Annotated in this window: 3 protein-coding genes (1 of these 3 cut by a window edge); all 3 read left to right on the forward strand. The window is 69.5% G+C overall.

Going from position 1 to position 25,438, the window contains the following annotated elements; all coding sequences use genetic code 11:
• Tightly spaced (each overlapping or abutting the next), the 3 genes in view from CH339_RS01605 to CH339_RS01615 form a layout consistent with a single transcriptional unit that may run on beyond the window.
• Window positions 1-20,559: an SDR family NAD(P)-dependent oxidoreductase gene (locus CH339_RS01605; protein ID WP_111432528.1), complete on the forward strand. Its 20,559-nt coding sequence runs from the start codon at window positions 1-3 to the stop codon at window positions 20,557-20,559.
• Window positions 20,556-21,872, forward strand: a complete 1,317-nt coding sequence (locus CH339_RS01610; RefSeq protein WP_111432529.1) for a flavin-containing monooxygenase — start codon at window positions 20,556-20,558, stop codon at window positions 21,870-21,872. Before CH339_RS01605 ends, CH339_RS01610 begins: the two co-directional genes overlap by 4 nt.
• Window positions 21,869-25,438, forward strand: partial view of a non-ribosomal peptide synthetase gene (locus CH339_RS01615; protein WP_111432530.1) — the beginning only. The gene runs 16,629 nt beyond the window's last position; the window shows 3,570 of its 20,199 coding nt (coding positions 1-3,570); the start codon lies at window positions 21,869-21,871; its stop codon lies off the right edge, out of view. Before CH339_RS01610 ends, CH339_RS01615 begins: the two co-directional genes overlap by 4 nt.

A 25,438-nucleotide genomic window follows, 5' to 3' on the forward strand; every position in this document is an offset into this window, starting at 1 on the left:
ATGGCCGAGCGCCCCGTCGCCATCATCGGTCTCGGCATGCGCCTTCCCGGCGCCGACGACCTCGACGGATTCTGGGCGCATCTCGCCGCGGGCCGCTCACTCATCACCGAAGTTCCGCCGGAGCGGTGGGATGCGGCGGCGCTGAAGGGCGATCCATCAAAGGGTAACAAGACCGCAAGCATCTGGGGCGGCTTCGTCGACGGCGCCGACACGTTCGATGCCGCTTTCTTCGGCATTTCGCCGCGCGAGGCGGCCTGGATGGACCCGCAGCAGCGCTTTGCGCTCGAAATGGCCTGGCACGCCATCGAGGACGCCGGCTACGCCGCCTCCGCCCTTGCGGGAACCCCTACCGGCGTCTTCATGGGCTGCTGCCACTGGGACTATGCGGAACTTCTGGAAAAGCACCTCGCCCAGATCGATGCCTACCTTCCGACCGGCATCGCCTTTTCCATCATCGCCAACCGGGTCTCCCACTTCTTCGATTTCCGCGGGCCCAGCATCACCAACGACACCGCCTGCGCCGCCTCGCTGACCTCGCTCTATGAGGCCGTGCGCGCGCTCCAGGCCGGCGAATGCGACCTGGCGCTCGCCGGTGGCGTCAACCTGATTTGGTCGCCGAACCATTTCGTCGCCTTTTCCAAGGCCGGCATGCTCGCCCGCGACGGCCACTCCAAGGCTTTTGATGATGCGGCCGACGGCTATGTCCGCGGCGAGGGCGGGGCCGTGCTCTTGCTGAAGCCGCTGTCCCGGGCGCTCCAGGACGGCGACCCCATCCACGCCGTCATTGCCGGCATCGGCGTCAACCATGGCGGCCGCACCAACTCCCTGACCGTCACCAACCCCGAGGCCCAGGCCGAACTGATCGCAAGGGTCCACCGCGAGGCGGACGTTCTTCCGGACGCCATCGACTACATCGAGGCGCACGGGCCGGGAACGCCGCTCGGCGACCCGATCGAGGTCTCGGGTCTCAAGGAAGCGTTTGCGCGGCGCGCGGCCGAGACCGGCGTTTCCTTCCAGCCGGAGACCTGCGGCATCGGCTCGGTGAAGACCAATATCGGCCACCTGGAAGGCGCCGCCGGCGTTGCCGGCATCGTCAAGGTGCTGGCGGCGCTGAGGCACGGCCACCTCCCGGCCAATGTCGGTTTTTCGGAGATGAACCGGCTGATCGACCTCGCCGGCACCCCGTTTCGCATCCAGAAGGAGCCGACCGACTGGCAGCAAAGGGACGACCGGCCCCGCCGCGCGGGTGTCAGCTCCTTCGGCTTCGGCGGCAGCAACGGCCATGTGCTGCTGGAAGAGCTTCTGGCGCAGGCGCAGGGCGGGGCGGAGGAGGGGGGCGCAGCCGAGGCCGACGTCGTCGTGCCCCTGTCGGCGGTGAGCGAGGAGCGGCTGAAGGTTTACGCCGAACGCCTTCTGCGATTCATCGAAGCGAACGGCGAACGCATCACGCTTGCCGACCTCGCGGTCACCTTCCAGCACCGCGAAGCGCTGGACGCACGGATCGCCGTCGTCGCCTCGACCCTCGACGGCCTTGCGGGGAGGCTGCGGGCGTATCTGGCGGACGGAAATGCCATGCTGCCGGACGGCAACGGCCCCCTGCACGACCTCGCACGAAGGTGGGCTCGCGGAGAGGACGTCGACTGGCCGGAAATCGGCGGGCGCCGCATCCACGCCCCGCTCACCCCGTTCGACAGGCAACGCCATTGGATGGACCTGTCGCTAGGTCAAAAACCGCAGGGCGAGACGCCCCATCCGCTCCTCCACCGGAACGTCTCGGGCTTCGGCGGCCCCGTCTTCGAGACCGTTCTTTCCGGCGACGAGTTCGTCCTCGCCGACCACCATGTGAACGGCACAAAGCTGCTGCCGGGCGTTGCCGGGCTGGAAATGGCCCGCGCCGCCGCGAGCCTTGCCGGTGGGCTCGAGCGGGCCGCCTATGTGATCGAGAATGTGGTCTGGAGCCGGCCGATCGCCCTAGAGGAAGGGCAAAGGACGGTCCGCGTCGAAACCCGCTTGGCGAAGAAGGATGGCGCCATCGGCTTTGCGCTTCACAGCGGGAATGGGGCTGCCAACGTGCAAGGCACTTTGGGGCCCGTCGACACCGCTGCTCCGGAGGGAGAAGACCTCGGCGCGCTGCGCTCGCGCCTCATCCAGCGCGTCGATCCCGCCACTTGCTACGAGCGGCTTAATGCGAGCGGCGTAGACCACGGACCGGCGTTCCGGGCGCTGTCGCAGGTGTATCGCGCTGGCGACGAGGTTCTGGCGCAACTGAAGCTGCCGCGCCGTCTCCTGCCCTCGCTGGAAACGATGCCGCTCCACCCGGTGCTGCTGGATGCCGCGATCCAGGCCTGGGTCGCCCTCGGCGATGCGCCGCCGCCCGGTGCCGGCGTGCCGTTTTCCTGCGAAAAAGTCGAGGTCTTCGGGGCCTGTGCCCCGGTCATGTGGGCACATCTGCGGCTGCGCCCCGGCCCGGCGTCCATCCGCCATCTCGACATCGACCTCCTCGACAAGGACGGAGGAAAGCGCGTCGCGATCCGCAACCTGGCCCTGCGCGTGCTGGCGCCGGCCGAAACGGCCGAGACGGAGCTCCACACCGTGCCCGTCATCCTCGCCGACGGCGCCTGGCGCGAGGCGCCGCTCACCTTCCGCGACGACGCGGACGGGGAAACCCGGATCCTGCTGGCCGGCTCCGAGGCAACGACGGCGGAGGCCCTGGCGAAGCGAACGCGCTGGCCGGTCGAATCCCTTCCATCGGTCGAGGGACGCGATCCGGCGGACGCGGCCGAAATCCTCTTCCGTGCCGTCCACGGCATCCTCGCGGAGACCTTGCGCGCCCGGCCTGCCGAGCCGGTGTCTTTCCTCGTCCTCGCGACGGACGGGGTTCCAGCCACGGCCACCGCGCCGCTCGCCGCGCTGCTGCGGACGGCGGCGACCGAAAACCCCAAGGTCAGCGGCCGCGTCGTGTCGCTCGCCGGCCCCGTCTCGCCCGACCGGCTATCCGTTACGGCCATGGTCGAGGCCCGCGCTGCGGATGCCCTTACCGAGATATCCCACGATGTCGACGGGACGCGGAGTGCCTGGAAACCCGATGCGCGAACTATCGCAATATCGGATAATCCATTTTGCGCCGATCCGAACGGCGTCTACTGGATAACCGGCGGCTTCGGCGGCCTTGGAACGATCTTCGCTGGCTGGCTGGTCGACAGGGGCGCAAAAAAGCTGGTTCTCAGCGGCCGGCGGCAAACGCCGGGCAAGGAGGGCGAGGAGACGCTCGATGCCCTTCGTGCCAGGGGTGCCGAAATCCTCCATGCGCCCTGCGATATTGCCTCCCGCGACGAGGTCGACGGTCTCGTCCGCCGCATCGCCGATCTCGGTCCCCTGAAAGGGGTCATCCACGCCGCCGGCGTCCTCGACGACGGTTATGTCCTCACCCAGGAGGCCAACCGGGCCGTCGCCGCCTTTGGCCCCAAGGTTGCGGGGACACTCAACCTCGACCGGGCGACCCGCGATGCCCCCCTCGACTTTCTCGTCCTCTGCTCTTCTGTTGCCGCCGTCTTCGGCAATCCGGGCCAGGCCGGCTACGCGGCGGCGAACGCCTTCATGGACGCCTTTGCCGAGGCCCGCGCTGGCGACCCGGCGGCTCCCGGCAAAACGGTCTCGGTCGCCTGGCCGCTCTGGACCGAGGGCGGCATGTCGGTCGATGCCGCGACCCTCGCCGCCATGGAAAAGCGCCTCGGCCTCACACCGCTGCCGACAGGAGCCGGCCTTTCCGCGCTTCAAACCCTTCTTGCGAGCGAGGCCGCGCCCCGCACCACCGTGCTCCACGGCGACATGGCCCGCATCGGCGAGATGCTTTTCGCCTATGGCCGCGAGCCGGACCCAGCGCCACCGGCGCCGGTTGGAAAAACCGTTGCCGAAACGGCCGCGCCCGCCGTCGGCAATGCCGCCCTGACCGATTTCGCCGTCTCTTGGGTCCGCGACATCCTCGCCGAGGTTCTGGAATTCGATGCCGCGCGCATCCGCCCCGACCGCAAGCTGGAGGAATACGGCCTCGACTCCATCGCCATCGTGGAGACCACCACGCGGCTGGAAGAAGCGCTCGGGCCGCTGTCGAAGACGCTCTTCTTCGAGTTCGTCGACCTTGCCGGCGTTGCCGGCCACCTGGTGGCTGAGAAGGCGGAGGTCCTCAAATCCCTCTTGGCAGACGAAAAGGGACCCGCGGCGGATACGCCGTCTCCGCCCGAACCACCCCGGCCGACTGCCACACTCCCGCTCGCCGCCAACGACGACCGTATCTCATCGCCGCCACCCATACGGCAGCCGGGCCGCTCGCACCGAACGCCCGACACCGCCGACGACCGTCACGACATCGCCATCGTCGGCCTGTCGCTCCGCGTTGCCAATGCCGCCGACCAGGATGCCTTCTGGACAATGCTGTCGGAAGGCATCCATGGCTTCACGCCTGTCCCCGCCGACCGCTGGGATCACGCCGCGATCTACCACCCGGAGCGCGACGTCCCCGGCAAGACGGTAGTCAAGACCGGCGCCTTTCTTGCCGATATCGATAAGTTCGATCCGCGGTATTTCCGGATTTCGCAGGCTGAGGCCGAGCTGATGTCGCCGGAGGTCCGGCTGTTCCTGGAGGCGAGCGTCGAGGCCTTCGAGGATGCCGGCTATTCCCGCGAGACCATGGCACGGCGCTATGGCGGCAACGTCGCCGTCATCGTCGGCTCCATGACCAACGAATACGACCTCTACGGCTTCCAGAACATGCTGGTGCGCGGGTCGCTTGCCAGCGGCAGCTACACCGGCACCGTGCCGAACATGGTCTCCTATTTCTATGGGCTGACAGGCCCGTCCTATTTCCTCGATACCATGTGCTCGGCCGCCTCGACCTGCGTCCACGAGGCCGTCCACATGCTGCGCGCAGGGCGCTGCAAAATGGCGCTCGCCGGCGGCGTCAGCCTGCTGCTCCACCCGCAAAAGCTGATCGCCACCTCCCAGGAGCATTTCACCAGCAAGTCCGCCGACGTCATCCGCGGCTATGGCCTTGGCGCCGACGGCACCATCCTCGGCGAGGGCGTCGGCGCGCTCGTCCTGAAGCCGCTGGTCGAGGCGAAACGCGACGGCGACCGCATCCACGGCGTCATCATAGGCTCGGGGATCTCCAATGCCGGCGTGCGCAACGGCTTCACCGTGCCGAACCCGAACCAGCAGGCCGTCGCCATCGAGGCCGCCCTCGACGACGCCGGCATCGGGGCGGAAACCATCGGCTATGTGGAGGGCCACGGCTCCGGCACCGCCCTCGGCGATCCGATCGAGGTCAAGGCCCTGACGACCGTGTTCCGCAAGGCGACGGACACCATCCAGACGGTCCCCATCGGCACGGTGAAGAGCAACGTTGCGCACCTCCTCGGCGCCTCGGGCCTTGCCGGCATCGCCAAGGTGCTGGCGCAGTTGAAGCATGGCCAACTCGCCCCCTCGCTCCACGCCGAGACGCTGAACCCGGACATCCCGTTCGCAACCTCGCCGTTCTACGTCCAGCGGGAGCTGGCCGCGTGGGAGCGGCTGCGGGATGCGGCCGGCGCCGAGCTGCCGCGCCGCGCGGGCGTCACCTCCATCGGCGCCGGCGGCATGAACTCCCACATCGTCATCGAAGAGGCGCCCGCGCTTTCGGCTTTGCCGGAGCCGGAAGGGCCGGAGCTGCTGGTCTTTTCCGCGCTCACTCCGGAGCGGCTGGCGGCGGTTCTGGAGCGTTTGCGCGGCTACCTTCGCGCCCATCCGGACGAGCGCCTCGCCGACATCGCCTTCACGCTGCAGGTGGGAAAGAACGAGCTTTCCGCGCGGCTGGCGATTGTCGCCGGAAGCCGGGACGAAGCCCGTGCCGCCATCGAGCGGTTCCTTTCGGCGGGTGAAGCGGGCGAGAAGACGGTCTATCAGCCGTCGATCCTAGATTGCGATCCGCCGGCCGACCGCGGGGCTGTGGATGCCGATTGCGCGGCGCGCCGGCTGGACCGCATCGCCGCCGCCTGGTGCCGGGGCGCGGTGATCGACTGGGATCTCGTCAATCGGGGCCGGGCGGTGCGCCGCGTCTCCCTGCCGGCCTATCCGTTCGAGAAGGTGCGCTGCTGGTACCGGGAGGAGCCGGATGCTCCCTCCGTGGTCCGCCCGTTGGGCGCGCGTTCGAAGCTGCACCCCTTCGTCGGCGTCAATCGCTCCGATGCGGCGGGTCTGCGCTACGAGACGCCCATCCACCTCGCAGAACTCCGCGACTACGTCGTCGCTGAGGCCGGGCGGGACACGGTCCTGCCGCTCGCCGCCGTCGATGCACTCGCGGCGGCGGCGTCGATTGCCGGCCTCTCGGAGCGGCCGGCGCTCCGCGAGATACAGATACGCTCGGTGGAGAACTGGACGGAAATCGCATCATGCGATATCCGGATTGACCGTAAAGCGTATGAAGGACCGGCGCTCACAATCGATGCAGTCGGCAACGCCGGCGACCGGACGACATGGGCGCGCGCCCTGCTGTCCGCCGACAGCCCGGTGCCGGCCGGTTCCGTGGACCTTGCGGCCGTGCGCGCCGCCGCATTGCAGGAGCTGGACGCCAGAACCCTCTATGGTGGGTTGAAGGCCCAGGGCCTTGCCTTCGGCCCCTATCTGGAAAGCATCGAGACGGCGTGGCGCCTTGCCGACGGGAGCGTGCTCTGCCGCCTGCGTCCCGACCCGCCGCAGCAGGATCCTTTCAAGAAAAATGTCCGCCTGCCGGCGCTCGCCCTCGGCGCGGCCTGGCAGGCCCTGCTGCTGGCGCTGCCGGGGGAGAGCGGGGCCGCGGCGCTCGCGATCGACGGCGTGACGCTGGCCGATGGCGAGGTCACCGACGTTCTCTGCCGTGCGGACGGCAGTGGCAGCCACGACATCCTGTTCCTCGCCCAGGACGGAGCGGTCGTCGCGGCATTGAGCGGCGCCTCGGCGGATGCATCCTCCACCAAGGAAAGCGCCGCCGCACCGGAGCCCGCACCGCCCGCGACCGAGGCCGCAGCTCCCGCAAGCGCGTTCCGCGACGACCTTCGCCGGATGGCGGCAGACATCCTGAAATTCGCGGTCCTCGACATCTCTCTGCGCGAGCCGTTCCACGACCTCGGCTTCGATTCCATCTCGCTGACCCGCTATGCCGGCGATATCTCGGCTGCCTGGGGCATCCAGCTTTCGCCGGCGATCTTTTTCGAATGCGAGCACATCGAAGCGCTTGCCGACCACCTCGCCTCGCGGCACGGCGTGACGGCGCAGCAGAAGCCCGCAAAGGCAGTCCCGGCCAAGACGGCGTCCGACACCGTCTCGGCGCCGGTCATCCCCGCCGAACCCGCCGGCATCGACCGGCGCACCACCCCGCCGGTCCCGGAAAGCGACAGAAGAATCGCCATCGTCGGCATGGCCGGGCGCTTCCCCGAGAGCCCCGACGTCGGGACCTTCTTCGACAATCTCCTTGCCGGCTGCGACCTCATCTCCGATCTGCCGCTCGAGCGCTATTCGCCGGCCTACCGGGCGCGCCTCGGTGCGGCCGGTTTCACCAAGCGCGGCGGCTTCCTGTCGGACATCGACCGGTTCGATGCTGCCTTCTTCCGGGTCTCGCCGGCCGAGGCGGAACGCATGGACCCGCAGCAGCGCCTGCTGCTCGAGACCGCCTGGCGGGCGCTGGAAGACGCCGGCTACACCCCCGACGAGCTACCGCGCGCGACGGGCGTCTTCGTCGGCATCACCTCGCTCGACTATGCCGAGCTCTGGCGCGCCGAAGGGGGCGGTTCCGACGGCTATCTCGCCACCGGCAATTCGCTGGCGATGGCCGCCAACCGCATCTCGCACCGGTTCGACCTGTCCGGCCCGAGCGAGGCCATCGACACGGCCTGTTCCTCGTCGCTGGTCGCCCTCCTTCGCGCCCGCGACGCGCTCCTTGCCGGCAGGTGCGAGGCCGCGCTCGTCGGCGGCGCCAATCTCTGCCTGTCGCTCGACGGCTTCGAGGGTCCGCACCGGGCCGGCATGCTCTCGCCGAGCGGCCGCTGCCACACCTTTGCCGCCGATGCCGACGGCTATGCGCGCGGCGAGGGCGTCGCCGTCCTCGTCCTGAAGCGGCTCGCGGACGCCGAGCGCGACGGCGACCGCATTCTTGCCGTCGTCGCCGGCGGCGCGGAGAACCATGGCGGCCGGGCCGGCGCGCTGACGGCACCGAACGCAAAGGCACAGGCCCGGCTGATCGTCGAGGCGATGGCCGGCATCGACCCGGCATCCATCTCCTACATCGAGGTTCACGGCACGGGCACGGAGCTCGGCGATCCGGTCGAGACAAACGGCCTGAAGCGGGCCTACGAAGAGCTGCTCGGGGATCGCGCCGCGGACATTGGCCTTGGCGCGGTCAAGCCGAATATCGGCCATCTGGAAGCCGCCGCCAGCCTTGCCGGCGTCGTCAAGGTGGTGATGGCGATGGCGAGGGGCGAACTGCCGCCGACCATCGGCTGCGAGGTGCCGAACCCGCATATCGACCTTGCCGGCAGCCCGTTCCGGCTGGTGACCGCGCGAGAGCCTTGGGTAGGCGAACCGCGCCGCGCCGGCATCAGCAGCTTCGGCTTCGGCGGCACCAACGCCCATGTGGTGCTGGAAAGCTATGGGGGGAGCGCGCAGGCGAGCCGCCGACCGCTGCCGTCGCACGATTTCGCCGACACCCGTTTCTGGATCCCGTTTGAAAAGGAGGCGGACGCGACAAGCGAAACGCTGCTCTTTTCCGCCGACTGGGTGCCGGAACAGGCAATCGGCGACGCCCGTTCTGGCAGGCGCATTGTCGTTGCCTGCGGGATTGCGGTTGCTGATACGAGTGTGGAGATCGTCGATCTCACCCCGGCGGGCCGAAGCATGGCGGAACGCTACGCCGACGCGGCCTCCCGGCTGCTCCGCTTGCTCAAGAAAGAGATGGCGGATGCGGGCGGTGGCGACGTCCTCATCCAGCTCGCCGTCCCGACCGACGAAATTCTCTATGCCGGCATCGCCGGCATGCTGCGGACCGTCAGCGAGGAGGAGCCGCGCTTCACGTCCCAGGTGATCGAGGTGCCGAAAGAGGCCGATCCGACAACACTCGCACGGTGGTTGCAGGACGAGGCCCGCGCCCCCGCCGGCACCCACAGCCGCTATCGGGGCGGCCGCCGTGAGGTTCGGCGCTGGCGCGAGCTTTTCGAGCCGCACCCCGCGCAGCGCTGGCAGGACGGCGGCGTCTATCTCGTCACCGGCGGCATGGGCGGGCTCGGCCGGCTGGTGGCGCGGGATATCGCGGAAAGCGCCAAGGGCGCCGTGCTGGTGCTTGCCGGGTCGGGCCCGCTCGACGACCGCGCGGCCTTCCTGGAGGAGCTGCGGGGGCTGGGCGCGGTCGCCGCCTATCGCCGGGTGGACGTCGCCGATCCACGGGCTGTGAAGGCGCTCGCCGACCATATCGTCGAGGTCCACGGCAGGCTCACCTGCGTGATCCATTGTGCCGGGGCCTTGCGCGATGGGTTCCTTGCGACCAAGACCGAGGACGACCTGCGTGCCGTGCTGGCCCCGAAGGTTGCCGGGAGCCTCGCCCTGATGGAGGCGTGCTCCGGCCGCGGCGTCGAAGAGGTCGTCTTCTTTTCCTCCCTCGCGGGCCCCTTCGGCAATGCCGGCCAGGCGGACTATGCGGCGGCCAACGGGTTCCTCGATGCGCTCGCCGCGCGTGGGGCGGGCAAGACAGGAGTCACCGCCATCGACTGGCCGCTCTGGCACGACGGCGGCATGCGTGTCGATGCGGCAACGAAGGATGCCCTCTTCCGCCGCATGGGCCAGCGGCCGCTGGCAACCGAAGCCGGCCTGAAGGCGCTCGCCCGCGCCCGCGCCGCATCGGCCGCCCAGGTCGCGGTCGTTGCTGGCGATGCGGCCCGCATCCGCCGCTTCTTTGCGCCGCCCGAGGCTTTGCGAGCGGTGCCGCCGGTCGACTCCGACCTGTCGCCCCCCGACCTCGCGAACCGCACACGGGAAAGGCTGCGCGCCCTCTTCGCCGACATCAGCGGGCTTGCCGGGGCGGTGATCGATCCGGCCGCGCCGCTGGAAGACTACGGCATCGACTCGCTGATGATTACCCGGCTCAACAACGAGCTGGCCGGCCGCTTCGAGGCACTGCCGAAAACCCTCTTCTTCCGCCACCGCACACTCGCCGCCGTCGCCGACCATCTGGTCGCGGCCCAGCCCGCCGCCTGCCGCGCCTGGACCGGCGTCGAGGACGCGGTGGCGCCATTGCCCGGGACGGCCCCTGCGCGGACCGCATCTACGACTATCTCCTCGCCCGTCCGGAACGATCCCATCGCCATCATCGGCCTCAGCGGCGCCTATCCGGGTGCCGCCGATCCGGACGCCTTCTGGGAAAACCTCGTCGCCGGCCGGGACGCCGTCACCGAAATCCCGGAAGAGCGCTGGCCGCTGGACGGCTTCTTCGAGCCGGACCCGGACGAGGCGGCGGCGAGCGGCAGGAGCACCTCGAAATGGGGCGCCTTCCTGGAGGGATTCGCCGATTTCGACCCGCTCTTCTTCCGCATGTCGCCGCGCGATGCCGCCGCCATCGACCCGCAGGAGCGGCTGTTCCTGACGGCTGCCTGGCAGGCCGTGGAGGACGCCGGCTACAGCCCGGCGCGTCTGAAGGCCGTCACCGGCGGGCGGGTCGGCGTCTTTGCCGGCGCCACCAAGACCGGCTACGCGCTGCACGGCCCGTTTCGGGCCGAGGGCGGCGCATTGGTCCGCCCCTCGACCTCATTTGCGGCGATGGCCAACCGGGTCTCCTTCGTGCTCGACCTTTGCGGCCCGAGCATGCCGGTCGACACCATGTGTTCCTCGTCGCTGACGGCGATCCACGAGGCGGTTCAACACCTTGAAGCCGGCGCCTGTGCCATGGCGATCGCCGGCGGCGTCAACCTCTATCTCCACCCCGCCACCTATACCGACCTCAGCGCCTCGCACATGCTGAGCCCGACCGGGCGCTGCCGCAGCTTCGGGGCGGGCGCCGACGGCTTCGTGCCGGGCGAGGGCGTCGGCTGCGTGGTGCTGAAGCCGCTGTCGGCAGCCCTCAAGGATGGCGACCGCATCCATGCCGTGATCCGCGGCACGGCGGTCAACCATGGCGGCCGCACCAACGGCTTCACCGTGCCGAACCCGCTCGCCCAGCGCGACGTGGTGCGGGCGGCGCTGGCAAAGGCCGGGCTCTCGGCCCGCGACATCTCCTATATCGAGGCCCACGGCACGGGCACCGACCTCGGCGACCCGATCGAGATCGACGGCTTGAGCGAAGCCTTTGCCGCCGACACGGCCGCACCGGGCGCCTGCGCCCTCGGCTCGGTCAAATCCCAGATCGGCCATCTGGAAGCGGCGGCCGGCATCGCCGGACTGACCAAAGTCGTCCTGCAGATGCGGCACCGGACCTTCGCGCCGAGCCTTCACGCCGAAACGCTCAACCCGAACCTCGATCTCGACGCCTCGCCCTTCGCCCTGCAGCGCGCGGCGGCGCCCTGGCCGTCGGACGGCCCGCGCCGGGCCGGTATTTCCTCCTTCGGCGCGGGCGGCGCCAACGCCCATCTGATCGTCGAAGAAGGGCCGCAGGAGCAGGTGATGGGGGCGCCCGGGCCGCAGGCGATCATTCTCTCGGCCAGCACCGAGGAGCGATTGACGGCCGCTGCCGAACGCCTGCTCGCTTTCCTGGAAAACAAAAGCGATCGCGGCGACGCCCCCGACAGGGACGCGGTCGCCGAAGCGCTCTCCGGCAGGCTCGCCGGTCTGCTCGGCGTCGAGAAGCCGGATATCGACCCGAGCGAGAGCTTCGACGGTCTCGGCCTTGAACCATCCGATGCGCATGCGCTCGTCCGCCGGGCGAACGCGGATTACGGGACCGATCTCGCCGCCGCCGATCTTGCTGCTGCCGGATCGCTCTCCGGGCTTGCCGACCTGATCGCGGCAACGGCCACACCGACGGAGAATGCCGGTCCCGCCCTCGCCGACATCGCTTACACGCTGCAGGTCGGCCGCGAGCCGATGGACGCCCGCCTCGGCATCATCGCGGCGAGCCTTGACGATCTGCAGGAAAAGCTCGGCGGTTGGCTGGCGGACCGGAGTGCCCCGACCGGCGTCTTTGCCGGCAATGCGGGCGGACCGAACAACGGCTTTGCGGCGCTTTCGGCCGACGAGGTTCTGGCCGAAGTCATCGCCCGGGCCTGGGCGACCGGCCGCGCCGAAACCCTCCTGCGGCTCTGGGTGGAAGGCGTGGAGATCGAATGGCCGGCGCTGCGCGCCGAAGATCGCGCCCGGATCGTCTCCCTGCCCACCTATCCCTTCGAGCGGACGAAATACTGGATCCCGGAGGAGGTCCGCCGTGCCGCAGTGACGGGCGAACGCCCGCGCGAGCGGAACGACGAAGCGGCCGTCCGCCAGGCGGTCGAGGCGCCGTCCGGTGACGCCCTGCTCCTTGGTGCGATGGACGCGTTCGATGCGGCGATCGCCGGCGTCCTCAAAGCGGTGCTTCGGAATGTGCCGCTGGACGCGGTCGTCGAAAAATACCGGCCGTGGCGGGTGGCGGCGGAAAACCTTCTTTCTGACGCGGCCGAGGGCGATCCCGCAGAAGCCTGGACGGCCTGGCAGGCCCTGCGCGAGATGTCCCCCGCCCAGTGGGCGCTGGCCGATGCCGCACTCAAAACCCTGCCGGAGATCCTCACCGGGCGCATTCGCGCCACCGATGCCCTCTTCCCGGAGGGGCGCCGGACCCTCGTCGAGGCCGTCTACAAGGAAAACGCCGTCGCCGCCCGCTTCAACCGGACGCTGGCCGAGGCGGCAGCGGGGATAGTTGCGGAAAGCGCTGGCCGGGAACTCCGCATTCTGGAGATCGGCGCTGGCACGGGCGGCACGTCCGAGCCGGTCTTCGACCTGCTCGCCCCCTATGCGGAGCGCATTGCCGAATATTGCTACACGGACGTCTCGAAAGCGTTCCTGATCCACGCCGAACGGGACTATGCGGGCCGCATCCCCGGCCTCAGGACGGCGCTGTTCGACGTCGAGCGGCCGCCGGTCGAGCAAGGTGTCGGCAGCGGCTACGACCTCGTCATCGCCGCCAACGTCCTCCACGCAACGGCGGATATCCGCCGCACGCTCTCCCATGTGCGGGCGCTGCTGGCGCCGGGGGGAGCGCTGCTTCTCAACGAGACCAGCCGGCCGACGCTCTTCACCCACGTGACCTTCGGCCTGCTCGACGGCTGGTGGCGGTTCGCCGACCGCGAGGTCCGTATCCCCGGAACGCCGTCTCTGACGCTTGAGACCTGGCGCGGCGCGCTGGCGGACACCGGCTTTGCCTTTGTCGCCGGGTCGTCGGATCCGGAGCGCGCCCTCGGCCAGCAGATCGTCGTGGCGCGGGCGACCGGCGCGCCGACCGGCAGCAAGGTGCGCGACAGGGCGTCCACTCCGACCGTATCGGACGCCGTTGCACGGCCTTCGCTGCCCGAACACGCCAAGCCTGCCGGGACGCTCCGCCAGAGCCTGCTTGCCGCGCTTGCCGAAACCCTCAACGTCGCGCCGGAGCGCATCGAGGCGGACAAGAGCTTTGCCGACTACGGGCTCGATTCCATCCTCGGCGCGGAGTTCGTCCATCGGCTGAGAAAGACCCTTGGCATCCCGCTCGACCAGACAACCCTCTTCGATGTCTCGACCGTTGCCCGCCTCGAAGGCCATCTCGCCGAGAGCCATCCGGACGTCGCGCCACGCCTCGCCGACGCGCCTGACGCCCTAGCGCCGCCTCCGCATGACAGCGCGCCGGCCTTGGCGACACCCGGCATCCGCACCGCCCCCGCCGGGCGTCCTGCCCGCGAGCCCATCGCCATCGTCGGCGCCAGCGGCCGCTTTGCCAAATCGGAGACCGTCGACGCCCTCTGGCAGCACCTCCTTGGCGGCGACGACCTCGTCGGGCCCGTCACCCGTTTCGACCTCGATCAATTCTACCGCGATGCGGCGCCCGGAACCTACGGCCGCCACGGCAGCTTCCTTGAGGATGTCGACCGCTTCGATCCGGTGTTCTTCGGTATATCGGGCCTGGAAGCGACTTACATGGACCCGCAGCAACGGCTGTTCCTGGAAGAGGCCTGGAAGACGCTGGAAAACGCGGGCCATGCCGGGGCCGACATGGTCGGACGGCGCTGCGGTGTCTTCGTCGGCGCCAGCCACGGCGACTACCAGGAACTGTTCGCGGACCAGCCGCCCGGCCAGGCCTTCTGGGGTAATACCGCCTCGCTGATCCCGGCGCGGATTTCTTACTGGCTCGACCTGAAAGGTCCGGCAATCGCCGTCGACACCGCCTGTTCGTCGTCGCTGGTCGCGCTGCACCTTGCCTGCCGCAGCATCTTAGCCGGCGAGTGCGAGATGGCGCTCGCCGGCGGCGTCTTCGTCCAGTCCTCGCCGCGCTTCTTCCGCTACGCCAATGCCGCCAACATGCTCTCGCCCTCCGGGCGCTGCGCCGCCTTCGGCGCCGGAGCGGACGGCATCGTGCCGGGCGAGGCGGTCGGCGCCGTGCTGCTGCGCCCGCTCGCCGACGCGCGCGCAGACGGCGATACGGTGCTCGGCCTGATCGCCGCCACCGGCACCAACCAGGACGGCACCACCAACGGCATCACGGCGCCGAGCGCGGCCTCCCAGGAGCGGCTGATCCGAGAGACCTATGAGGCGTTCGGCATCGATCCGGCCGGGATCGACATGGTCGAGGCGCACGGCACGGGAACGGTGCTCGGCGATCCCATCGAGCACGCCGCGCTCGTCCGCGCCTTTGCCGGCGTGGAGCGAAAAATCCTCCTCGGTTCGGTGAAGTCGAATATCGGCCACGCGACGACGGCGGCCGGTATCGCCGGGCTCCTGAAGGTGTTGTGGAGCCTTCAGCATGGGACGATCCCGCCGAGCCTGCATTTCGGCGGCGGCAATCCGGCGATCGATTTTTCGACGAGCCCGTTACGGGTAAACGGGGAGCCGGTGGCTTGGCCGAAGGGGGGGCAGAAAAAACGCCGGGCGGCGATCAGCTCCTTCGGCTTCAGCGGCACCAACGCCCACGTGGTCGTGGAGGAGGCGCCGGAACAGGCCCCGGTGCGTGAGCCGGCGCGGGAGCAGCTTTTTGTGTTGTCGGCGCGGACGCCCGAGCAGTTGCAAGCGCAGGCCGAACGTCTGGCGGACCATCTGGAAGCGCATCCGGAGACCGCGCCGGAGGATGTCGCCTTCACGCTGATCGCGGGCCGCCGTGCCTTCGAGCATCGACTGGCGCTGGTGGCGGAGAGCCTTGCCGACGCGGCCGCGCGGCTGCGGGCCTGGCTCAGGGGCGATCCCGAGGGCGGCGTCGAGACGGGTATGGCGCGCGAGGCGTCATCCGCTGGCGATGCCGAAGCGCCCCGACCGACGACAGTGAGGCCCACCGATGGCGACCAGAGGAATGCCGATCTCAAGGCGCTTGGTCGGGCCTTCCTTGCCGGCGCGCCGCTCGATCCGAAAGCCCTCTTTGCCGCGCCGCGACGCCGCGTGCCGTTGCCGACCTATCCTTTTGCGGATCGTCGCTATTGGGTGGGAAAGGGACCGTCGGACGCGCGGCCTGCCCCGGCCCCAGCCCCGGCAATGACAGCAGCGGCGCCGCCTTCGCCGTCTATTTCTGCCCCCATGGACGATGACCGGACGGTGCCGAATGCGGCGCGGGAGCTGTCGCCCGGCGGCGCGACAACGCCTGTTTCCGACGCGCGGGTGAGCCTCGCCGATCCGACCGTCGTCGTTGCGAAAATCGGCCCGGTGGCAACCGATGGCGCGATCAAGGTCCGGCTCGCACCTCTCGCCGCTCCTACGACGTCAGGCGAAGCACCCGGCTCCGTCGCCCGCCGGCCGGATGCCGATGGCGTGCGCATCCTCGACCTTGCCGGCCGCTGGGATCGGTCGCTGGAAGCGGCGATAGCGCGCGAACTGGATGCGGCGCGCACCGACGAGGCCGTCCGCTGTCTGGTTCTTGCGGGAAATGAGGCCTGGTGCGGGGAGGGGGCCTTCGACCCCATGGCCTTCGTCGACTGCGCCGTGCCGGTCGTTGCGGCGGTCACCGGAGCGGCCGAAGGCACCGGGGCCTATGCCGCGCTCCACGCTGACTTCCTTGTCCTTGCCGACAACGCACGCTTCGACGCCATCCCGGATCCGACGACCGAACTCGGCGTGCGGCTTCGCAATCGCCGCCTCGCCGCTGGCGGCGCCGGCCGCCGATCCATCGCGGCCACTGACGTCGCCGCAGTCGGCAGCCCGGTCCATCCGTCGGGAGAGGTGGAGGCTGCCGCCCTCGACCTGGCCGGCCGGATCGCCGAGGCGCCGCGCGAGGCGCTTGTGCTCCTGAAAAACCACATGCGTCGGGAGATGCCGGCGCTTGTCGGGGATGCGACGCCGAACGGCCTTGTCCTCGACCTGTCCGCCGCGCCCGCAACCCTGGCGCCCCGGCGCCTGCCGCTCCGTTCCGACGTCATCGAGCTGGAGCGCTTCGCCGACGGCGTCGTGCTGGTCAGGATGGTCGAGACGGCAGGCCGCAACATGTTCACCCCGGCCTTCATGGACGGGCTGGAGGAGGCGTTCGCGGCGATCGCCGAAATGGCGGACGCGAAGGTCGTCGTGTTGACCGGTTTCGATGCTTATTTCGCCTGCGGCGGTACGGCGGACGGCCTTGCCGAGCTGCAGGCCGGCGCCGGCCGCTTCACCGATCGGCGCATTTATTCGCTGCCGCTCGCCTGCGGACTTCCCGTCGTCGCCGCCATGCAGGGCCATGCGATTGGCGCCGGTTGGTCGCTCGGCCTCTTCTGCGATGCCGCGGTACTCGCTGAAGAAGCCGTCTACCACAGCAACTATCTCTGGTACGGCTTCACGCCCGGCGCCGGCGCGACCCTCGTCTTCCCCGCAAGGCTCGGTGACGACCTCGGCCGCGAAGTTCTGTTTTCGGCGCGCGAATATCGCGGCGCGGAGCTGGCCGCACGTTCACCACGCGTCACGACACTGCCGGGCCGGGATGTGCTGCCGAAAGTGCTTGCTGCCGCCCATGCGCTGGCAGCGCGCCCGCGCGCGGACCTCATCGCCGAGAAGGCGGCGCGCGCCGCGTCCTTGCGGAAAAATCTCGATGCCGTGCTGCAACGGGAAGTCGCCATGCACGAAAAGACCTTTATCGGCAACGACGCCGTGCGCGCCCGGATCGCGGAGAAATTCGGAAGCCTTCCCGCCGACGCCGGTCCCTCCGCCCCCACGACAAGGGCCGGCGCCACGAAGGCGGAGATCGTCGCGTCGCTCGCCGAAACCCTGATGGTCGACACCGCCGACATCCGCGACGGCGACAGCTTCCTCGACCTCGGCCTCGATTCCATCCTCGCCGTCACCTGGATCCGGGGCCTCAACGCGCGCTACGGCATCGAGTTGCCGGCGACCGCCGTCTATGCGCATCCGAGCGTCGGCGCGCTGGCGGCCCATATCGCGGCGCTTGTCGCAGGGACGCCGGCGGCCCCGGCCGCACCGGCGCCCGAAACAACGCCGGCCGCGGCGAACGCCGACACCGGCAGGGTGAAAGCCGAAATCATCGCCTCGCTGGCCGAAACCCTGATGATCGAACCGTCGGACATCCGCGACGACGACAGCTTTCTAAATATCGGCCTCGATTCCATCCTCGCGGTGACCTGGATCCGCGGCCTCAACGCCCGCTACGGCATCGAGCTGCCGGCAACGGCCGTCTATGCCCATCCGAGCGTCGGTGCGTTGGCGGAACACATCGCGTCGCTCCTTCCGGCGCGGGAGCCCGCGCCCGCCGCGCCGACCAAAGAGACGCCGGCCGCCGCCACCGAAGCTCCCGTTGCTGCCCCCGCCCTCAACGCCCTGGCAGCAAGAGCCGCGCCCGCCGGCACCGAGCCCATCGCCATCATCGGCGCCTCAGGCACCTTCCCGAAGGCCGGCGACCTCGACAGCTTCTGGGACAACATCCGTTCAAGCCGCGACTGCATCTCCGAGGTTCCACCCTCGCGCTGGGACATCGCCGAGTTCTACGACCCCGACCCCCAGGCGCTGGGCAAGACCTATTGCAAATGGATGGGCGCGCTCGATGAGCCCGGATCGTTCGACGCCCGCTTCTTTGCCATCACCCCGCGCGAGGCGGAACTGATGGACCCGCAGCAGCGGCTGTTCCTCCAGACCGCCTGGCACGCCATCGAGGACGCTGGCATCGATCCGCAAAGCCTTTCAGGAACCCGCACCGGCGTCTATGTCGCCTCCGGCGCGAGCGGCTATGAGGACCGGATTGCCGAACGCAACACCTACAGTCTCCTCGGCGCCTCCGGCTCGATCCTTGCCGCCCGCATCTCCTATCTGCTCGATTTGCGCGGCCCCGCCCTTTCCATCGACACCGCCTGTTCCAGCTCGCTGGTGGCGCTGTGCCAGGCCTGCGACGGCCTCGCAGCGGGCGCTATGGACCTGGCGCTTGCCGGCGGCGTCTCCGTGCTGGTCGGCCCGAAAATGTTCATCGACACCGCAAAGGTCGCGATGCTCTCGGCGGACGGGCGCTGCTTCTCCTTCGATGATCGCGCCAACGGTTTCGTGCCGGGCGAGGGCGTCGGCGCGGTACTCCTGAAACGCCTGTCCGACGCCGAACGCGACGGCGATCCGGTACGCGCCGTCATCCGCGGCTGGGGCACCAACCAGGACGGCCGCACCAACGGCATCACCGCGCCGAACCCGGAGGCCCAGACCGCGCTCCTGAAGGAAGTCTATCAGCGCTTCGGGATCGACCCGGCGACCATTGGCCTTGTCGAATGCCACGGCACCGGCACGGCGCTCGGCGATCCCATCGAGGTCGAGGGCCTGACCGGCGCCTTTGCCGGCGTGCCCAAAGGGACCAAATGCGCCCTCGGCTCGGTGAAGAGCAATGTCGGGCACCTTCTCGCCTCGGCCGGCATCGCCGGCGCCCTGAAGGCGATGCTGGCGCTGGAACACCGGCAGATCCCGCCCTCGATCCATGTCGAAACGCTGAACCGCCACATTCCGTTCGAAAAGACGCCGTTTGACGTCTGCCGGGAGCTTCGCGACTGGCAAGGCTCCCCGCGCCGCGCCGCCGTCAGCTCCTTCGGCTTCAGCGGCACCAACGCCCATGTGGTTCTGGAAGAGGCCGCAGCGCCGCAGCCGCGTGAGCGGGTAGGGCAGGGACCGCATCTCATCGTCCTCTCGGCCAAGACCCGCGACGCGCTGGTTGAGCAGGCCGGCGCGCTGGAGCGCGTGGTGACGGCGCGGCCGGATCTCGACCTTGCCGATCTCGCCGCCACGCTGCAATCCGGCCGCAGCACCTTCGCCGAACGGCTCGCGGTCGTTGCAAGCGACCGCGAAACCCTCCTGCGCGCGCTCGCCTCCGTCGTTGCTGGCGCGCCCGCGACGGGCGTCCATCTCTCTTCCGGCGACCGGGACGCCGTCGCGCCCTATGCCGATGATCCCGACGCCCGCGACCTCGTCGCCAAATGGCTCACCTCCGGCGATGCCGGCCGGCTGGAAAAGGCCGCCGACCTCTGGGCCAAGGGCCTCGATATCGACTGGCCGGAAATCCCCGGCGCGCGGCGCCTGCGCCTGCCGGGCTATCCCTTCGCGCGCACGACCTACTGGATCGACGAACCGGAAAAGCGGGCCGATGCGCCGGCGCGCGCTACGCCGCTCCTCGGATCGCATCCAACGGCTGGCGAGGTCGGTCGCATGACCGTGCGCATCGACGGCACGGAGCCCTGGCTTTCATGCGATGTCAGCGGCGCGGACCGCCGGCTCCTCGGGCTCTTCCTGCCGGAACTTGCCCGCGCGGCCGCCGAGCGCATGACCGGGGCGCCGGTCCGCCGTCTCTCGCACCTCCTCTGGGGCCGCCCGGTCGTCGTCAACGGCCGCCCGCGCGACCTTACCGTTGTCGTGATGGCCGACGACGAAGGCTTTCTCTATCGCATCGAGGCCGACGGCGAGGCGGCAACGCCCTGCCATCTCGGCTCGCTGGGATCGGACCCGGACGTCAAGCCGGCAACGGTCGCCCCCGCCGACCTTCTCCGCGGCGCGGATGCCACGGCGGAATTCGCCGCCCTCGCCGAACGCCTTGCCGCATCGGGGCCGCCATCGCCGGAAATGGCCCGGGCAATTGAGGTCCGGCGTGACGGCGCGGCCATCTCCGCGCGCCTGGACCTGCCGCGCGGCTCGGAGCCCACCGGCGCCCTCTTCGACCCGCTCTATCTCGACGCCGTCTGGCGGCTCGTCCTCTTTGCCTCGGGTGCGGACGGCGCGCGGCTCGCGCTTCCGATGAGCGTTGCCGCGATGACGGGCTTTGCCGCGCCGGGCGAATCGGCCCTTGTTCGGATCGTGGATGCCGCGGACGGCCTCTCGGCGACCCTCTTCGATGCGGTAGGCAAGGAGAGCTTGCGGATCGAGGGGATCCGGACCGTCCCGCTCGGCGAGAGCCGCGACATCCGCATTCGCGAGGAGGCAGGACCATGACGAGGGTGGCGATCGTCGGCGGCGGGCCGACGGGCATCGGCGTTGCCCGCGAGCTGATCGAGGGCGGCATCAAAGTCGACCTCTTTGAGGCGGAGGCCGATTTCGGCGGCGTCTGGAATGGCGAGGCCCCGTGCGGGCGCACCTATCGCTCGCTGCATCTCATCTCGCCGAAATTCAACACCCAGGTTGCCGACTTCCCGATGCCGGAGGACTATCCGCCCTATCCGAACCACCGCCAGATGCTGGACTATATCCGTGCCTACGCGCGGGCCTTCGGCGTTTACGGGCGCGCCAACTTCAATGCGGCCGTTGAAAGCCTGATCCCCGAGGGCGACGGCTGGCGCCTGAGGACCAGCGCCGGCCATGACGAGCACTATCCCCTCGTCGTCGTCTGCAACGGCCTGCAGCGCGTGCCGCTCTATCCCGAGCCGCCCTATCCGGGCAGCTTTTCCGGCGAGGTGCTCCACGCCGCAGGCTACAAGTCCGCCGACCAGGTCCGCGACAGGCGCGTCCTCGTCGTCGGCGGCGGAAATTCCGGCTGCGACCTCGCCGTCGATGCCGTGACGACGGCGCAAAGCGTCCATCACAGCACGCGGCGCGGCTACTACTACCAGCCGAAATTCATCGACGGAAAGCCGACGCCGCAATGGATGATGGAGCTCGGCAACAAGTTCGCCACGAAGGAAGAGACACTCGCCTATGTGGCCGAGGTCTTCCGCTTTGCCGGCTATGACGGCACTACCTTCGGCCTGCCGAAGCCGGACTATCCGATCGACGCCGCCCACCCGGTGATGAACTCGCTGCTGCTCTACCACATCGGCCATGGCGACATTCGGCCGAAGGGCGACGTGGAGAGCTTTGCCGGCAAAGCGGTGCGGTTCCGCGACGGCAGCGCGGCCGACATCGACCTTGTGCTGTACGCCACCGGCTATCGCCGCGACTTCCCGTTTCTTGATGACAATCTGCTGGAATGGAAGGACGGCATTCCCGATCTCTTCCTCCATTCCACCCCGCGCAACCACGACAACCTCCTCTTCATGGGCTTCATCAACGCCGCCGGCGGCCTGGGCGACGGCATGAAGACGCAAGGGCTGTTCGTCTTGAACTATGCCCGCGCGCTCTTTGCCCGCAGCCCGGGCCTGGAGCGCTTCCTGAAGGCCAAGAAGACCGACACGCCCGACCTCGGCCAGGGCTATTTCATCGATTCCTACCGCCATCGCTGGGAGGCGGACCTCTGGAAGCTGCTCGCCCATATGCGCCGCTACCGCGACATGCTCGCCGAACCCGCCGTCGAGGGAGCGGCCGCGAAATGACCGACGACAGCAAGGACCTCGGCCCCCGCATGCGGCGCCTGCTCGACGAAGAGCTGGTGGCGCGCGCCAGCGTGCGGCCTGAGGTGGACGCGCCGGCGGGGAAGGATGCTGCGTCGTCGGAGGCGGACGTTAAGACCCGTCTCGCGGCTGACGTCTGGCACCTCGCGGCAGGCGCCCTCGGGATGGTTGAGGCCGAGCTCGATCCGACCGAGAACCTGGCCAATCTCGGCATCGATTCCATCGCCATCACCGAGATCATGGCCAAGATCTCCCGCCATTTCGGCATTTCCGTCGCCCCGACGACCTTCTTTGAGGCAAGGGACCTCAACGATCTCGCGAACATTCTGTTGGCCCGCTATCGCGTGCCCATCGCCGCCCGCTACGAGAAGGAAAAGCCGAAAGCGCCCGGACAACCGACGCCTCCACCAGCCCCTGTGGCGCCGCCCATCCGCACTGCCGTGCCGGACGCGGCCCCCGCCGACGACGAGACGACCGTATGGCTCGCTCGCCACCGCGCCGCGGCGCAGCCAGTCGCGCCGGCACCTGTTGCCCGTCCGGCGCCCGACAAAACCGAACCTTCGACCGACGTCCCCATCGCCGTCATTTCCATGGACGGCAAATTCCCGAAGAGCCCGGACCTCGAGGCGCTCGAAGCCCATCTTGCCGCCGGCGACGACTGCATGGAGGTAGTGCCGCCCGAACGCTGGGACTGGCGCGCCGTCGATGGCGACCCGAAGAAGGGCCCCTTCACCAACGTGAAACACGGCGGCTTCGTCGACGGCGTCGACCTCTTCGATGCCGCCTTCTTCCACATCTCGCCGCGCGAAGCGGAGCTGATGGACCCGCAGCACCGGCTGTTCCTGGAATGCGCCTGGTGCGCCATCGAAAAGGCCGGCTATGCGCCGGGGTCGCTGGCCGGCCGCAAGGTCGGGATTTTCCTTGGCATCGACCTCCTCGACTACATGGAGATGGTGAACCGCGACGGCTCGCTCGACCCCCAGCAGATGACCGGTCTCGGCCACACCTTCTGCCCCAACCGGCTCTCCTTCCTGCTCGACGTCCATGGGCCGAGCGAAGCCATCGACACCGCCTGCTCCTCCTCGCTGGTCGCCATCCACCGCGCGGTGATGGCGATCCGCCACGAGGGCTGCGAGATGGCGCTTGCCGGCGGCGCCAATCTCATGCTCTCGCCGCTGCAACACATCCTGTTCTCGCGCATCGGCATGCTGGCGCCGGATGGCCGCTGCAAGACGTTTTCCGCTGGCGCCAACGGCTATGCCCGCGCTGACGGCGTCGGCGCGGTGCTCTTAAAGCGCCTCGATGCGGCCGAGGCCGACGGCGACCCGATTCTCGGCGTGATCAAGGGCTCGGCCGAGCACCATGGCGGCGGCGCCACCTCGCTGACCGCGCCGAACCCGAAGGCGCAGGCCCGCCTCATCGTCGAGGCGCACAGGAACGCCGGCACCGACCCGCGCACCATCGGCCTCATCGAATGCCACGGCACCGGCACGCCGCTGGGCGATCCGGTCGAGGCGGAGGGCCTGAGGCGCGCCTTCGCCGAGCTTTACGGCGAGCGCGGGCTCGCGCCGCCGGCCGCGCCGACGATCGGCCTCGGCTCCATCAAGTCCAATATCGGCCATACCGAGACCGCCGCGGGCGTCGCCGGCCTCATCAAGGTGCTCTTGGCGATGCGAAGCGGCACCCGCTTCCGGACCCTCCATTGCGCCGAGCCGAACCCGCTCCTGGACCTGGAGGGAACGCCGTTCTTCCTCCTGAACGAGGCGAGGCCCTGGGAGCGCCCGGTCGTCGACGGCGCGGAACAGCCGCGCCGCGCCGGGCTTTCCTCCTTCGGCGCCGGCGGCGCCAACGTCCATATGGTTGTCGAGGAATTTCAGGACGCGCGTCCTGCCTGTTCCGGCCAATTTGATGGCCCGCTTGTCGTGCCAGTGTCCGCGGCGAGCGAGCCGGCGCTGAAGGAGGCCATCGTGCGCCTCCGGGATGCCGCGACGGAGGCCGATTTCGCCAGCCTTGCCTACACGCAGCAGGTCGGCCGCGACGCCATGCGCTGGCGCGCCGCGTTCGTGGCGAATGACCGCGACGACCTCGTCCGCCGCATGGATGCCTTCCTCGCCGGGGACGGGGGCGCCGCATTCGCGGGAAGGGTCGCCAACGGCCGCGAGGACGACGCGCCAGCGCTGGACCCGGCGCGCGCCGATCCGGCCGGGATCGCCCGGCACTGGGCGGCGGGCGGCGCGGTCGACTGGCAAAAACTCTGGGCCGGAGAAAAACCCCGCCGCATCGCGCTGCCCTCCTATCCCTTCCAGAGAAAGCGCTTCTGGTTGCCGCAGGCGGAAACGCATCCCGCATCGCTCACCCCGACGTCCGAAGGGAAGGGACGCTATTCGCTCCGCCTCACCGGCGCCGAGATGTTCCTCGCCGACCACCGGGTCGCCGGCACGCCGGTCTTTCCCGGCGTTGCCTATCTGGAACTAGCCCGGTCTGCGGCCGTTGCGGACGGCATCGCCGATCCCGTGTTGCGCAAGGTCGTCTGGATGGCGCCCCTGCGCGTCGAGGCGCCCGTCACCGTCGTCTGCGAAATCGACCCGCGCGACGACGGCAGCATCCGCGTGGACATCTCAAGCCGTGCCGCCGACGGCGTCCGCGAGGTCCACGCCCAGATGCGGATCGCGGCCTCCGGCGGCGCGAGCCGGCGGCCGGTCGACCTCGCCGCCCTCAGCGCCGCGCCCGCCCGCCATGTCGGTGCCGCCGCCGTCTACGGTGCCTTCGACGCCATGGGGCTCCGGTACGGGCCGGCCCACCGCGTCATCGCCGACCTCGCCATATCCGACGGGGCCGTTCTTGCCCGTCTGGAGTTGCCGCAAGCCCTTGAGGCGACGCTGGAAAAAGTCGGCCTTCATCCGAGCCTGATGGACGGGGCCTTTCAGTCGGCCATCGGCCTCTCCATTGACGCGGACGGCAGGGGCGGCAGCGTTGCGTCCCTGCCGTTCTCGCTGGAAACGATCGAGGTGCTCGGGCCGCTGGAAACGGCGATGTGGGCCCATGTCCGAGAGGCGGTGGGGGCGGCGAGGGGCCTTCAGAAGGCCGACATCGACCTCATCGCCGACGACGGCACGGTGCGGGTCGCCATGACCGGCTTCATCGCCCGCGAACTGGCGCCGCCTGCCGGCGAACCCAAGGGCCCTAAGAAGGCGGCCCTCCGTTTCGTCCCGGCTTGGGCGCCGTTTGTGCCGATACCGGAAAAGCCGGTCTTTAGCCGGCGCATCGTTTGCCTTGCCGGCCCGGGCATCGACCATGGCTCCTTGGTCGCCGCCCTGCCGGACCGCGACATCTTGGGGATCGGCGGTGCCGACCTGCCCCTCGCCGACCGCTTCATGCGCCTTGCGAATGAGGTGATGGCCGCCGCCCGGGAGGCGCTGGCGGCGCCGGGCGACCGAAATATCCTGATGCAGGTCGTGCTTGCCGAGGACGATACGGCGTCGCCGCTCGGTGGAATTGCCGGCATGCTGAAAAGCATCCACCGCGAGCACCGCCGCTTCCACGGCCAG

It is taken from the genome of Rhodobium orientis, assembly GCF_003258835.1.
Classification (GTDB): Bacteria; Pseudomonadota; Alphaproteobacteria; order Rhizobiales; family Rhodobiaceae; genus Rhodobium; species Rhodobium orientis.